The sequence below is a fragment of the Mesorhizobium sp. B2-3-13 genome, assembly GCF_006442195.1.
GTDB classification, from domain to species: domain Bacteria; phylum Pseudomonadota; class Alphaproteobacteria; order Rhizobiales; family Rhizobiaceae; genus Mesorhizobium; species Mesorhizobium salmacidum.
The window spans coordinates 40,257-53,739 of sequence record NZ_VFVQ01000008.1; the positions used below are offsets into that span (position 1 = coordinate 40,257).

Here is a 13,483-nt window from a genome sequence, read left to right on the forward strand (position 1 = left end):
GGGTAGTTTCAACTGAACCGTTGCCGGCTACCCGACCGGCGTCTCTTCCACGAGCGATCGCGCCGTCCGCTCGTCTGTTATCAGGCCTTTCAAATAGCGCCCCTCCAGCACCGACTTGATGGCGCGAACCTTGATCTTGCCACCGGCGACAGCGACGATCCGGCGGCTGGCGATATCCTCGCGCGCCAGTGCCAGCGCCCGGTTGGAAACGGTGGTCGCGACCGCCTTGCCGGCGTCGTCGAAGAAATGGCCGAGCAATTCGCCGACGCCGCCATTGCGGCGGATCTCCTCCATCTCGCCTTTCTCGATCATGCCGGTGGCAACCAGCGAAGCCTCGCGCTCGGCGGTACCGACGCCGGCCAACAGCAGGTCGGCGGATCTGGCGAGATCGAAGACCTCGCTGATGCCCTTCTGGCCCAGCAGCACGATGCGGTCCTCCGCCGTGTTGGCGAACATCGGCACCGGCATCACATAGGCTTCGGCTCCGGTGCGCTCGGCGAGACGGTGAATGACGTCATGCGGGTTGGCCGAGAACTTCCGTGTCAGGCCGCCGAGCAGCGAGACGAAACGGATCCGGTCGGTGGTGGTGCGCGGCAGGTACTCCACGCAAGCAGCGAGCGTGCGGCCATGGCCGACGCCGATCAGCGCCTGCTCGCCTCGTTCGATCTCGCGCTTGAGGAACTGCGCCCCGGCAATGCCGAGCGCCTTGAGCGGCAGATCCTCGGAATCGAAATCCGGGACCACCTCGCAATAATCGAGGCCGTAGCGGCGGGACAATTCGTCCTCGAGCTCGACGCATTCCGACACTTCGCCGTCGATATAGACCTTCACCAGCCCTTCCTGGTTGGCCTTGGTGATGAGGCGGTGGGCCTTGAGGCTGGTCAGCCCCAGCCGCTTGGCGACCTCGGACTGGGTCAGGCCGCCGGCGTAATGAAGCCACGCGGCGCGCGCCGCCATGCTGGCATCATCGTCCCGCGAAAGGCCGTTTCCAAAACCAACCACGTTTCCGTCCCGGTGATATTTTTATCAGTTGCTGCAAAATTTTTCACATGCCGGAACCGAAGTCAAGCGCCACCTTTCAAATCGCGTGGCGGTTGGCCAGCGGGAACTTCGGCAGGGTGAAGAGGTTCTTACATCGACGGCCCGAAGTCGCGGCGCGCCGGCGAGCCACAAGGAACATCGGCGCCGAGCGGTGCCGAGAACCCCCGGGGAAGCAGGAGAGGCGGAGCGCCGGCGCCGCCTGACAGAACGATGTTCGAGCCGCTTTGCTGCGATATGCCGCTTCATCCGACATGGCCCGATCTTGTCGCACGGCTGCTGCTTGTGGTGCTGGCTGGTTTCCTCATTGGCCTCAACCGGCAAGCGCGCGGCCACACCGCCGGGCTTCGGACGACCATCCTGGTCGGCCTTGCGGCCGCTGTTGCGATGATCCAGGCCAACTTGCTGCTTGATACGACGGGCAAGGGAATGGATTTCTTCGCCCGCATGGACGTGCTGCGTCTGCCGCTCGGCGTGCTGACCGGCGTCGGCTTCATCGGCGGCGGCGCCATCCTGCGGCGCGGCGATCTCGTGACCGGCGTCACCACCGCGGCCACCATGTGGATCATGACGATGATCGGGCTTGCCTTTGGCGGCGGGCAGTTCGGTCTTGCGGCAATTGCAACAGTGCTGACGCTGCTGACGCTTCAGGTGTTGAAATGGGTGGACCTCAAGGTTCCGCGCGACCACCATGCGATCCTGTCGGTTTCCTGGCCAAAAAGTTCACCGCCCGACCTGCAGGAGATGGTGCGGCCGCTCGGCTATGGCGCACGCCTTGCCAAGATGGAGCATGACATCAGCCGCGACCGCTTCGTGTACTCGTTCAATCTCGCATGGAGACAGTCCGATGCGACCGAACCTTCAACGGAAATCCTGACGCTGGTCAGCCGCGAATGCGAGATCGAGCGATTTAATCTAGTCGGCGAAAAGGCGTCCTGAAGAGACGAAGCGTTCCCGCCCCGACATGCTTAGGCACCACCCACTTGCGCATCACGCAAAAACTCGATCACCATCGCCGCCGTCCAGGTGAAACGGCCGCCGCCGAGCGGCTCACCGGTCAGCGGGTCGTAGTATTCGGCAAATCCGCTCTCCCGGATCAAGTCGAGGCTGGATTGCGTGATGCGCTGTGCGACCTGACCGTGGCCGGCGGCGGCAAGGCCGTCGGCGATCATGTAGTTGACCACCAGCCAGACCGGGCCGCGCCAGTAACGCTTGGCGTCGAAGCGCCGATCACCGGGATCATGTGACGGCACGACGTAAAACGCGGTGCCGGCAAGGCGTTCGACGGCCGCGGCGACTGCAGCGGCGCGGTCTTTCGGGATCGCGGCAAAGGCCGGCAGGATGCCACCAACCGAAGCGCTGTCGACCAGCGTGCCGGCGACACGATCGAGACAGAGGTATTGGCCGTGCGCGTCGCTCCACAGCCGCTCCATGGCCGCCAGGCCCTTTTGCGCGCGGGCGCGGTTGGCCTTGGCGATCGCCGTCTCGCCAAGCGCTTCGGCAAGATCGGCAAGGTCGGTGGCGGCGCGGATCAGGATGGCGTTGAAGCCGGGATCGACAATCTGGAAAGGTGAGGCATCGTGCAGTCTCGCGTTGTCCCAACCGAGCCCGCGAAAATGCTGCACCAGCCAGAGATAACGATCGTACTGCGCCTTGGTCGGGCGATGTGCCGGATCGGCATGCAAGGTATCACGACGAGTGTAGGGCTCGACGCCTTCGGTCGGCACGCGCTCGAAGGCATCGTCCCAATCGATGGAATTGTCGCGACCAGATTCCCAGGGGTGGATGATGGCGACCAGCCCCTCACTCTTGGGGTCGCGGTCTTCGTAGAACCAGCGATGCCAGGCATCGATCTTCGGCAGCAGCGCGCGGGCCCGCTCGGCGGCCAATTTTCTGTCCTTGGCGCGGTCGAACAGGCGCCGCACGGCAAAGCCTGCGACGGCTGGCTGGGTAATGCCCGACGTGGCGGTCGGGCGACCGGAATCCGGATTGGGATTCCCTATTTCAGCTGCAGGAGATGACCCTGATTAAAAAATGGACGTGCTCTTAGATTGCCGCGTTCCTGCAAACCGTCAGAACGAAGAATTCGCGGTAGCAGAAATCAGGCTGATCAAGCAGACTCCCTGGATTTGCTGCCAGTTCCTTCCAATAATGCTGATCGCTCTCAGGGAGGCCGTAATCCGGCGCTGCAGTCGTGAAATAGGAGATTAAGTCGCGTACATAATCGCGCGTGTGCTCGCCAGCAGGGGCCCACCGTTCAACGAGCCAGCCTTTGCGCCAGACGATCTCCATCCCTGCATCCCGCAAAAGTCCGGGAAGCGAGGAACCACAATCGGTGCCAAGCACTCCCTTGTCGCGGAACGTCTGCAATCGCGCCGTCATGAAGCGGGTAAATACCCCGTGATCCATAGGCAGCATCTGCAGAAGCGTCGAATCGAAGTCCTTTACGGCGAGGATGCCGCCGGGCTTCAATACGCGTCTTACCTCATCCGTGGCCTGCTGAAATTCCGCCGGCGTGAGATATTGCATAACATTGGCGGACCACACGCAATCGAAGGAAGCATGGTTGAAAGGAAGCGACAGAATGCTGCCGACGCGGGTGCGCACCTTCGGCCGGTCCGGGACATCCTTAGTCAAGTCCTCGGCGCGTTGAATATTCTCAGGCGCAAGATCAAGAGCTGTCACGGACCCGTTGGAGCCAATCAGCTCGCAGATGAGCGGAAGGAAGCTTCCGCCCCCGCATCCCGCATCGAGCACGTCCCAGCCACGTTGCATTCCAACTTGGGTAAGTGCGTCTTCGTATTCCGGCCGTGATGACTCGAAATGAAGATCGAGCCAGCTTGCGTCACTCGCTTCATGGCCGGTCGATGTTGAATTTTTGCCGGTACTGATGTTCCCCTCCGCGAATCGCCGACAATATCGGACTTCGATAGCTGGCTCAGGTAAACAGACGCGAATTCTGATGGCAACCAACCCGTTGTCGTCGCCATGAGAGGCCTGCCAGACGCATAGCGAATGTGATCTTGATTAGACGGACGTGCTCTAGAAACGGATTCGAACGAACCCGCCATCTGTATGGCGCGGCTTCAGCCAAGACACGGTCGAGACGAAGCTACAGGCGGTCGCCATGCGGCAAGCCTGAGAATGGCCGCGCAAAGCAGCCGGACCGACTTAAATTAGTCCCGGGCCCAATCAATCCTGATCAAGCAAGCCCTACTGCAGCGTCCGCTGTGGCGGTTGGCCGGCGTGGTCGCGCGCGATGCCGGGATCGGCATCACCCTCGCCGAGCGAACGATCGAGCCCCGTCGCCACCACCGAGACCCTGAAGCGGCCTTCCATGCTCTTGTCGAAGATGGCGCCGACGATGATGTCGGCATCCTCGTAGACTTCCTCGCGGATGCGCGTGGCCGCCTCGTCGACCTCGAACAGTGTCATGTCCCTGCCGCCCGAGATCGAGACCAGCACGCCCTTGGCACCCTTCATGGACATTTCGTCGAGCAGCGGGTTGGCGATCGCCGCTTCCGCCGCCTTCATCGCCCGGCCGTCGCCGGACGCCTCGCCGGTTCCCATCATGGCGCGGCCCATGCCACGCATCACCGATTTGACGTCGGCGAAGTCAAGATTGATCAGGCCTTCCTTGACGATGAGGTCGGTGATGCAGCTGACGCCGGAATAGAGCACCCGGTCGGCGATGACGAAGGCATCGGCGAAGGTGGTCTTGGCGTCGGCGATGCGGAACAGGTTCTGGTTGGGGATCACGATCACGGTGTCGGCGGCCTCGCGCAGCCGCTCGATGCCCTCTTCGGCCATCTGCATGCGGCGCCGGCCCTCGAAGGTGAACGGTTTGGTGACGACGCCGACCGTCAGGATGCCGGCCTTACGCGCCGCCTGGGCGATGATCGGGGCCGCACCGGTTCCGGTGCCGCCGCCCATGCCGGCAGTGACGAAGCACATGTGGGTGCCGGCCAGATGATCCATGATCTCGTCGAGCGATTCTTCGGCAGCGGCACGGCCGATCTCGGGCAACGAGCCGGCGCCAAGCCCTTCCGTGACGTGCGCGCCAAGCTGGATCAGCCGCGTCGCCTTCGACATGGTCAGCGCCTGGGCATCGGTGTTGGCGGCAATGAACTCGGTTCCCTGAAGCTGTTCGACGATCATGTTGTTGATCGCGTTGCCGCCACCGCCGCCGACGCCGATCACGGTGATCTTGGGTCTCATCTCGGAGATTTCCGGCTTCTTGAACTCGGCCATGCCTGCTTCTCCTTCGCCAACTGCGTGCGCTTCACGGCCCACAAGCAGACTGCCCGTAGACATTGCAATCGAGCGGCATGACGCGAATCAGTCCGTTCGGATGGATACCCCAAAAAGCCAGAGAGCGGCCGGACGTGCAAGTGCGGGAAGGTCAAGATTTGTGATGAAGAGGCCGAACCCCACGCGACCGACTGTCCGGTCCTGGGTGATCGCGATAGTGTCGTCGCAGATCAGACACCACGACAGATGCCTGGAGACGGCTGGGCAGAACCCGCCTTTGCCGATGCTTCGATCGCCAGGGCGAGATCTCTGCGGACTTCGCCACCAATCAAAGCCGATGGTGTATATACCCCCTCCAGAACCAAAAAGGTATGAAAGAATTGTCCAGTTTGCCATCCATGAGATTGCGGCCGCCGGGATCGCGGCACGGACTTTTGCGGCGATGAAACGCCCCGTCGATCACGGCGCCATGGCCGTCTCTGGCTATACCGTTCCCTGGCATACGGCGGCCGGAACATCGGTCGGCCTTCATGTCTCGTCGTCGCGGCAGGTACGCGACATCAGGATCGTGCGGCTCGACACACCCGGGGCCGAGCCGATGAACTGGCGCGTCGAGCCGACAGGAAGTGCCGTATCGCATCGTGACTTCGATCATGGATCCTTCCTCCGGGTTGCGGCGACCGAACTGGCCACCGAGATCGGAGGCGTCGCCTTCGAAGTGTACTTGACCCGCAATGATGGCGCCCGCGTGCTGTTCGAGAGCGGCAACCTGCGCCTCGGCTTGCAGGACGGGCGGCTGACATCTGGCCTCGACGGCAAGTCGCTCGATAGCGGCGTAGCCTTGCCGGCAAACACCTGGCTCAAGGTCGAAATTTCGTCGAACGACGGCGCGACCGTGCTGCGGATCGACTCGGACGATCTCCTGTCGCCGTTTCACCTGGATCACGGATTCGACCTGCCGTGGCGGCCCCTGCCTGGTGACATGGTCTTCGGCACCAGCATGGCAAACGATGTCAGGTCGCTCAACGCGAAGTTCTCTGCGATCTCGCTGCAAACCGCGGCTGGTCGTGTCGCCTGGACGTTTCCGACCCTGCTGCCGAGCGGTCCGCTCGCCTCGACAGGCACCGATCGCGTCCTCTTCCTGGAAACGATCAACCAGCCCGCCTTCTGCATGACCTCGCGGCGCTGGGATGGGTCGAGTTTCGACCCCCGCCTGGTGCCGTCGCATTATGACGCCGTGCATTGCCACGACGACGACATGGGCGCGTTGCAGTGGCCCGCCTCCTGCCAATTGCAGATTCCCGCCGCGGCGCCGCCCGGGGTCTATGCCTTCGAGGTCGGTCACGACCAAGGATCGGAGCGTATCGTCTTCTTCATCACTTCGTCGGCACGCCGCGCGCCACTGGTGTTCCTGGTGCCGACGGCCACCTACCTCGCCTACGCGGATGAATTCCTGCCGGCGCATCTCTACGAATGGAGGTGCGAGGATCGCGGCCACAGCTTCGCGATCGATAATAACCTGAAGTCGCTCTACGACTACCACAACGACCTCAGCGGCGTGTCGATCTGTTCCACCAGGAAGCCGAAGGCGACGCTGCGCGACGACTACAATTATCCGCTGTGCGGCTGTCCGCACAATCTGCCGGTCGACCTGCATTTTCTGCGCTTCTGCCACAGCAATGGCATTGCCTTCGATCTCATCACCGACCGCGACCTGCATGAGCGGGGCCTTGCCGGCCTCAGAGACTACCGGGCGGTCATCACCGGCAGCCATCCCGAATACATGTCGGTCGAGATGGAGCATGCGCTGCGCCAGTTCGCGGCGGCGGGCGGCAGCATCGCCTATTTCGGTGGCAACGGCTTTGCCGGCAAGGTCGCGTTCCACGACGATCTGATGGAACTGCGCCGCTCGCCGCTCGAGGCGGGCCGGACCTGGGACGGCGCCATCGCCGAACAGTCACTGTCGATCACCAACCAGCCGGGCGGCTATCTGCGCGCCAGCGGGCGCGGCGAGTTCTCGCTGACCGGCGTCGCCATCTCGCTGATGGGGTTCGACGGCGCGCGGCCTTTCACGCGCACGCCGGAAAGCCGTCAACCCTCGGCCGCGTGGTTGTTCGACGGCGTCACCAGCGAGACCTTCGGCGACGATGGCATCGTGCTCGGAGGCGCCGCCGGCTACGAGGTCGATGCCACGGATCCGCATCTGGGCACATCCCCCGAGACCATGGTCATTGCGCGCGCGACCGGTTTCCCGGACAGCTTCGTCCATGACGCCACCCGCTGGTATGAAGGAGGTGACAGCGAGCGCGACGGGCGCTGCTGCGCGGAGATGACGCTGCGCCATCTGCCTTCGGGCGGCCTGATCTTCTGCGCGAGTTCCGTCGCCTGGTGCGGCGCCTTGCCGGCGGGCGATGCCATGAACGACGTCGGCCGGATCACCAAGAATTTGCTGGCGCATCTGGCAGCGAAAACGAGCCAGTAGACCCCGGATCGATAGCCCCGGAAAGGCAGGCGCCCGCGGCACCGCGCCGGCTCCAGCAGTTGGCTTGCCGCGCAACGATCGAAGCGTCTATCATGCCTGATCAATCGGCGGCCTGGGTGTTTCCGCCGTGCCTAGCCCAAAGTTTGTCCGCGGCGCGTGTCGTCAGGTCATTTTCAGAACGGATGAAGCAGCGCCCTCGCCAATGGCCGACAGAACACATTTCGGTTTGACCGCCCTCGATACCGTTCCTCTGCATGAGAAGGTCTATCTGGAGCTCGTGCGGGCCTTGATGTCGGGCCAATTCCTGCCCGGCCAGAAGCTGACCTCGCGCAAGCTCGCCAGGGAACTGGGCACCAGCGACATGCCGGTGCGCAGTGCCTTCATGCGGCTGCAGGCATTGCGGGCGCTGAGCCCGATGCCGAACGGCAGCGTCGAGGTGCCGGTGATCTCGGCCGAGCGGTTCTCGCAGTTGACCGCCGTGCGTACGCTCCTCGAAGGCCCGGCGACCGAGCTCGCGACGAAACTCATCAACGGCAACAATCTGCGGGCGATCCGACGCCATTGCACCGAATTGACCCTGGCGGCCCGCAAGGGCGATATCGGCGACTATCTCAGGAAGAACCACGACTTCAAATTCTCGATCTATCGCCATTGCGGCAACGAGCAGATGATCTTCCTGATCGAGACGGTATGGATGCAGGTCGGCCCGTTTCTTAGAAACCTCGCCACGGGGTTCGAGGACGACCTCTCCTCCATTCTGGACATCGACTATCACGAGGAAGCGGTCGCGGCGATCGAGGCACAGGACGGCGCGCGAGCGCGGGCGGCCATCGTTCGCGATATCGACGAGGGCGCCGCGCACATCCTGCGGCAGGGTATGTTCCCCGAAGCGAGGAGCTAGGCGGACGTTCCTGGATCCGTCACCAGATGCCCCTTGGCTTTGCCCAGCCTTGTCGCTATGTTGCGATCGCAAATCGCGCAATTGGTTCCTGAAATGCCTCCCGACATCCCGGCTAATGATTTGAAAAAATGAAGAAAACTCTTCCGACTGATGTCGGAGATGCCTTCATGAACTCATCAGCTGTCTTGTCGTGAAATAGGGTGGCCGCCTCAGGCGCGGCCCCGCAGGGAACCAGAGGTAACGGAAATTGAGCGATGCAATTGCGGACGTTTTGAATTGGCTTGAAAGCCGAAGCGACATCCAGAGCCTGAGGGCCGCGGTGTGCGACCTCAACGGCATCATGCGGGGAAAGCGCATACCGGTCGAGCAGGCCCGCAAGGCGCTGGAAGGCAAGCTGCGCATGCCCTATTCGCTGATCGGGCTCGATGTCTGGGGCGAGGACATCGAAGGCAACAGCCTGGTCTTCTCGACCGGCGATGCCGATGGGCTTTGCCAATGGACGGGACGCGGCATTCTGCCGGTGGAATGGACGGCGCATCCGACGGCGCTCGTCCCGCTCTGGCTCGCCGACGAAAGCGGTTCACCCTATCTCGGCGACCCCCGGCGGGCACTGGCCCGCATCCTCGATCGCTACAAGGCGCTCGGCCTCACTCCGGTCGCGGCGACCGAACTCGAATTCTACCTGGTCGATCCGCAATCGCAGCGGCCTGTCGGACCAGTCTCACCGGTCACCGGGCGGCGTCTCGATTCCGACGCGGCGCTGTCGATCGACGAGATCGACGATTTCGAAGCCTTCATCCATGACATCTACGAAGCCTGCCGCGCACAAGGCATTCCCGTCGACACGGCCATCGCCGAAAACGGCGTCGGCCAGTTCGAGATCAACCTGAACCATGTCGCCGACGCTTTGCGGGCGGCCGACGATGCGGTGTTGTTCAAGCGCACGGTAAAGGGCATTGCCCGCAAGCACGGCTTTGCCGCCTGCTTCATGGCCAAGCCCTATGGCGACCGCGCCGGCAACGGCTTCCATGTCCATTTCAGCCTGGTCGACGGCGAAGGGCGCAACGTGTTCGACGACGGCACCGACCAGGGCTCCGACATCATGCGTCATGCGGTCGGCGGGCTGCTGGCGGCGATGGCCGAAAGCACGCTGGTGTTCGCGCCGCACTTCAATTCCTACCGGAGGCTGCGCCCACGATCCTACGCGCCGACCGCGGTCGCCTGGGGGTACGAGAACCGCATGGTCGCGATCCGCATCCCCGGCGGCCCGACCGGCGCGCGCCGCATCGAACATCGCGTCTCGGGAGCCGACGCCAACCCATACCTGGTGCTTGCCGCCATCCTGGGCGCGGCACTGATCGGCATCGAGAAGCAGATGTCACCGGGCGAGCCGGCGGGGAAGGACGGGCAAGGCGTTGCCCCGGCCAAGCTGCCACCGGACTGGGCGTCGGCGATCGCGACCTTTGAAGGCGGGACGCATGTGGCGGAGATCTTCCCGGCGATCCTGCGCGACTCCTTCATCGCCTGCAAACGCCAGGAATTGAATACGTTTGCCCTGAATGTCAGCGATTTCGAGATCGAGACCTATCTCGAAAGCGTCTGAGGCCCTTTACGTCGACCGCTCAGCCTTCAGTACAGTGACCGCCGCCTCGCTGTTGTGGACATAGTCGTTGGCATCCGGCTGCTTCTGTACCAGCAGGATGAACAAAAGGTCGGTCAGCGTCAGTTGCGCGTCGCGCGCCGTGATGGAGGAGGAGCGCGCGCGCTCCTCGTCGGCGATGGTGTAGAGGCGAATGTCGGCGACCCGGCTCAGCGGATTTTCATGCAGGCCGGTGACGGCGATCACCGTCGTGCCGCGCTTGGCTGCAAGCTCGGCGATGCGCAAGGTTTCGATGCTGGCGCCGGAATAGGAGAGCGCGAACAGCACATCGTCAGGCCCGAGCGTCGAGGCGTTGGCCATCTGGATGTGGCTGTCGCTGTCATGCAGCACATTGCGGCCGAGCTTCATCAGCTTGTAGGAGAAATCGCGCGCCACCAGCGAGGAAGCGCCGACGCCAACCAGATGGATGCGCCGCGCGCCATCCAGCAGTTCCAGCGTCCTGGAGATGATGCGCTCGCTGTTGGCGGCGACGGTCTGCTGCATCGACAGCAGCTTGCTGCCGATCAGCTTCTTCAAGATGACCGGAAAGCCATCGCCGACCTCGATCGAACCGTGGATGACGCCGGCCGGCACCTGCCAATCCTGCGCCTTGGCCTCGCTGACGGCGAGCTTGAGTTCCTGATAACTGGCATAGCCGAGCTTCTGGCTGAACTTGACCACGCTCGACTGGCTGCGGCCGATCTCGGCCGCAAGTGCGGCCGTCGACAGCCGCAGCATCTGGTTGGGGTTGTCGACGATGTAACGGCCGATCTCGCGATCGCCGGGCGCCATGCCGTCGAGCTTGGCATTGATCCTGCTTAAGATAGACACGGAAATCCCCTCGCTCTTGAGACTTGCAAGACGAGGAATAAATTATTCCAATTTTGATTGACAGCCAAGAACGCAGAATTAATTCTCAGCTCGACCCGGGCCACCGCCCGGGATTCCCAGGCAGGTCGCCGGGGTGACCCTCAAGGTTTCAGCCATGGATAGATTGCGGATCGTCGGCGGACAGAGACTGCAAGGCGCGGTCACCATATCAGGCGCCAAGAATGCCGCTTTGCCGCAGATCGCGGCTGCGCTGCTCAGCCCCTACCCACTCGAACTGACCAACCTGCCCGATGTGACCGACGTCCAAAACATGCTCGGCGTGGTGCGGCTTCACGGCGCCGAAATCACCCGGTCCGCCCATGCCGCGATCATTAACCCCAGTGCCGCCGTTTCCAAGGAGACGTCCTACGACACGGTTCGGAAGATGCGGGCGACGGTGCTCGTCCTGGCGCCGTTGCTGGCGCGGTTCGGCCATGCCCGGGTTTCGCTGCCAGGCGGCTGCGCGATCGGCGCGCGGCCGGTCGACATGCATGTCACCGCACTCGCCGCGCTGGGCGCCAGGATCGCCATAGAGAACGGCCTGATCGTCGCCTCGGCGCCGAACGGATTGACCGGCACCCGCATCGTGCTCCCGTCGCCATCGGTCGGGGCGACGGAAACCGCCATGATGGCGGCGACCACGGCCAAGGGCGAAACCGAAATCCTGAACGCGGCGCGCGAACCGGAAGTGGCTGACCTCGCCGCTTGCCTCAGCGCCATGGGCGCGCGCATCGAGGGCGCAGGCACGCACCGCATCCTGATCGCGGGCGACACCAACTGGCGCGCCGCCAGCCACGACATCATCCCGGACCGCATCGAGGCGGGCACCTATGCCATCGCCGCCGCCATCACCAGCGGCCAGCTTGAGCTGACGCATGCCCGGCTCGAACACATGGCCTCGGTGGTGCAATTGCTGGAGGCGACCGGCGTCAGCGTCTGGCCGGGCGACCGGGGACTGATCGTCTCGCGCGACCGGCCGCTCAAGGCAGCCGACCTCACCACGGAACCCTATCCGGGGTTCCCGACCGACCTGCAGGCGCAGTTCATGGCGCTGATGTGCTGCGCGCAGGGCGCCTCGCTGCTGCGCGAAACCATCTTCGAGAACCGCTTCATGCATGTACCCGAACTGATGCGGCTCGGCGCCAACATCAAGCTGCAAGGCACCATGGCGCTGGTGCGCGGCGGCGAGAAACTGCACGGGGCGCAAGTGATGGCCACCGACCTGCGCGCTTCGGTGTCGCTGGTGCTGGCGGCGCTGGTCAGCGAAGGCGAGACCATCATCAACCGGGTCTATCACCTCGACCGCGGCTACGAGCAACTGGACCGCAAGCTGCGCCTGTGCGGCGCCGACATCGAGCGGCTGGGCGCATGAATACCGACACGGATTATTTTCTCGGCGTCGATGGCGGCGGCACCGGTTGCCGCGCCCGTCTCGAGGACGCGCAAGGCATGGTGCTGGGACAAGGCCTGTCCGGCCCGGCGACGACGCGGCTCGGCATCGAGGCAGCATGGGGCTCCATTGCCAAAGCCTACGGCGCGGCGATCGATGAAGCAGGTTTCGCGCCCGCCGAGACCGTCCGCATCCATGCCGGCATCGGCCTTGCCGGCATCGGCCGCAAAGGCGCGCTGGAGGCGCTGCGGGCAATCGCGCATCCCTTTGCCAGCATCGACTTCGTCAGCGACGGTGTCGGCGCCTGCCTTGGCGCGCATTCGGGCCAGGACGGCGCCATCGTCATCGCCGGGACCGGCTCGATCGGCCTTGGCTTTGTCGAGGGCCGCGACCTGCGCGCCGGCGGCTATGGATTTCCGATCTCCGACGAGGGCAGCGGCGCCGACCTCGGACTGAAAGCCGTGCAACTGGCGCTGCGCGCCCATGACGGCCGCCACGAACGGACGGCGCTGCTGGCGGAACTCATGCAGCGCTTCGCCGGCGACCCGATGGAGGCCGTCGCCTGGATGGACCGCGCTAGCGCCACGGACTATGCCGCACTTGCACCCATGGTGATGCGGCATGCCGACCAAGGCGACCCCGCCGGACGCCGCATCGTGCAAAGCGCCGCCGAGCAGATCGACACGCTGGTGCGGGTGCTGTTCGAAAAAGGTGCGCCGCGCGTGACCCTGCTGGGCGGCCTTGCCAGCCCGCTCGAGCCCTGGCTTTCCCCCGACGTCCGGCGCCGCCTGAAACCCGCGGACGGCGACGCCGTGTCCGGAGCGATCATTCTTGCCAAGAAATCGGCATGCAAGGGATAGGTGGCAAGAGTAGGAATAAAATATTCCAAATTTCTATTGACGATGTGAATAT

General features: G+C 63.8%; 11 protein-coding genes. 6 read left to right on the forward strand and 5 right to left on the reverse strand.

What is annotated here, in order from left to right:
* Positions 1-27 precede the first annotated feature (27 nt).
* Entirely contained in the window at positions 28-1,002 is a 975-nt protein-coding gene (locus FJ941_RS11560) for a sugar-binding transcriptional regulator (protein ID WP_027142217.1), read from the reverse strand.
* Positions 1,003-1,251: 249 nt separating this feature from the next.
* On the opposite strand from FJ941_RS11560, the gene FJ941_RS11565 reads away from it, so the two are divergent.
* The gene (locus FJ941_RS11565) at positions 1,252-1,977 is read left to right on the forward strand and encodes an MgtC/SapB family protein (RefSeq protein ID WP_140505590.1); all 726 of its coding nucleotides are present in this window, start codon (positions 1,252-1,254) and stop codon (positions 1,975-1,977) included.
* Positions 1,978-2,006: 29 nt separating this feature from the next.
* Here the strand turns inward: FJ941_RS11565 and FJ941_RS11570 are convergent, their stop codons facing one another.
* The 3 genes from FJ941_RS11570 to ftsZ all read right to left on the reverse strand — a co-directional run bounded on the left by FJ941_RS11570 (position 2,007) and on the right by ftsZ (position 5,289).
* Entirely contained in the window at positions 2,007-2,963 is a 957-nt protein-coding gene (locus FJ941_RS11570; protein WP_246673774.1) for an alpha,alpha-trehalase, read from the reverse strand.
* 121 nt (positions 2,964-3,084) lie between these two features.
* Positions 3,085-4,011, reverse strand: a complete 927-nt coding sequence (locus FJ941_RS11575; RefSeq protein WP_246672810.1) for a class I SAM-dependent methyltransferase — start codon at positions 4,009-4,011, stop codon at positions 3,085-3,087.
* Between the two features lie 240 nt (positions 4,012-4,251).
* Entirely contained in the window at positions 4,252-5,289 is a 1,038-nt protein-coding gene (gene ftsZ / locus FJ941_RS11580) for a cell division protein FtsZ (protein WP_027142209.1), read from the reverse strand.
* A gap of 442 nt (positions 5,290-5,731) precedes the next feature.
* Between ftsZ and FJ941_RS11585 the strand changes: the two genes are divergently transcribed.
* The 3 genes from FJ941_RS11585 to FJ941_RS11595 all read left to right on the forward strand — a co-directional run bounded on the left by FJ941_RS11585 (position 5,732) and on the right by FJ941_RS11595 (position 10,275).
* Positions 5,732-7,771, forward strand: a complete 2,040-nt coding sequence (locus FJ941_RS11585) for a N,N-dimethylformamidase beta subunit family domain-containing protein (RefSeq protein WP_140505592.1) — start codon at positions 5,732-5,734, stop codon at positions 7,769-7,771.
* Between the two features lie 202 nt (positions 7,772-7,973).
* A complete protein-coding gene (locus FJ941_RS11590; protein WP_140505594.1) occupies positions 7,974-8,672 on the forward strand; it encodes a GntR family transcriptional regulator in 699 nt (232 codons plus the stop codon).
* Between the two features lie 247 nt (positions 8,673-8,919).
* On the forward strand, positions 8,920-10,275 hold the full coding sequence (locus FJ941_RS11595) for a glutamine synthetase family protein (RefSeq protein WP_140505596.1): 1,356 nt from the start codon (positions 8,920-8,922) through the stop codon (positions 10,273-10,275).
* 6 nt (positions 10,276-10,281) lie between these two features.
* On the opposite strand, the gene FJ941_RS11600 is transcribed toward FJ941_RS11595, so the two are convergent.
* Complete coding sequence (locus tag FJ941_RS11600) at positions 10,282-11,142, reverse strand: MurR/RpiR family transcriptional regulator (protein WP_140505598.1); 861 nt, start codon at positions 11,140-11,142, stop codon at positions 10,282-10,284.
* Positions 11,143-11,296: 154 nt separating this feature from the next.
* Here FJ941_RS11600 and murA point away from each other — a divergent pair, with 154 nt between their 5' ends.
* Both murA and FJ941_RS11610 read left to right on the forward strand, forming a co-directional pair.
* On the forward strand, positions 11,297-12,553 hold the full coding sequence (gene murA, locus FJ941_RS11605) for a UDP-N-acetylglucosamine 1-carboxyvinyltransferase (protein ID WP_140505600.1): 1,257 nt from the start codon (positions 11,297-11,299) through the stop codon (positions 12,551-12,553).
* Entirely contained in the window at positions 12,550-13,431 is an 882-nt protein-coding gene (locus FJ941_RS11610) for an N-acetylglucosamine kinase (RefSeq protein ID WP_140505602.1), read from the forward strand. The genes murA and FJ941_RS11610 overlap by 4 nt, the downstream gene beginning before the upstream one ends.
* Positions 13,432-13,483 lie beyond the last annotated feature (52 nt).

What these genes read in the sequence shown, in the direction of transcription:
- FJ941_RS11565 (WP_140505590.1), top strand. Translation starts at nt 1,252, where the DNA reads ATGTTCGAGCCGCTTTGCTGCGATATGCCGCTTCATCCGACATGGCCC.
- ftsZ (WP_027142209.1), bottom strand. Translation starts at nt 5,289, where the DNA reads ATGGCCGAGTTCAAGAAGCCGGAAATCTCCGAGATGAGACCCAAGATC.
- FJ941_RS11585 (WP_140505592.1), top strand. Translation starts at nt 5,732, where the DNA reads ATGAAACGCCCCGTCGATCACGGCGCCATGGCCGTCTCTGGCTATACC.
- FJ941_RS11590 (WP_140505594.1), top strand. Translation starts at nt 7,974, where the DNA reads ATGGCCGACAGAACACATTTCGGTTTGACCGCCCTCGATACCGTTCCT.
- murA (WP_140505600.1), top strand. Translation starts at nt 11,297, where the DNA reads ATGGATAGATTGCGGATCGTCGGCGGACAGAGACTGCAAGGCGCGGTC.
- FJ941_RS11610 (WP_140505602.1), top strand. Translation starts at nt 12,550, where the DNA reads ATGAATACCGACACGGATTATTTTCTCGGCGTCGATGGCGGCGGCACC.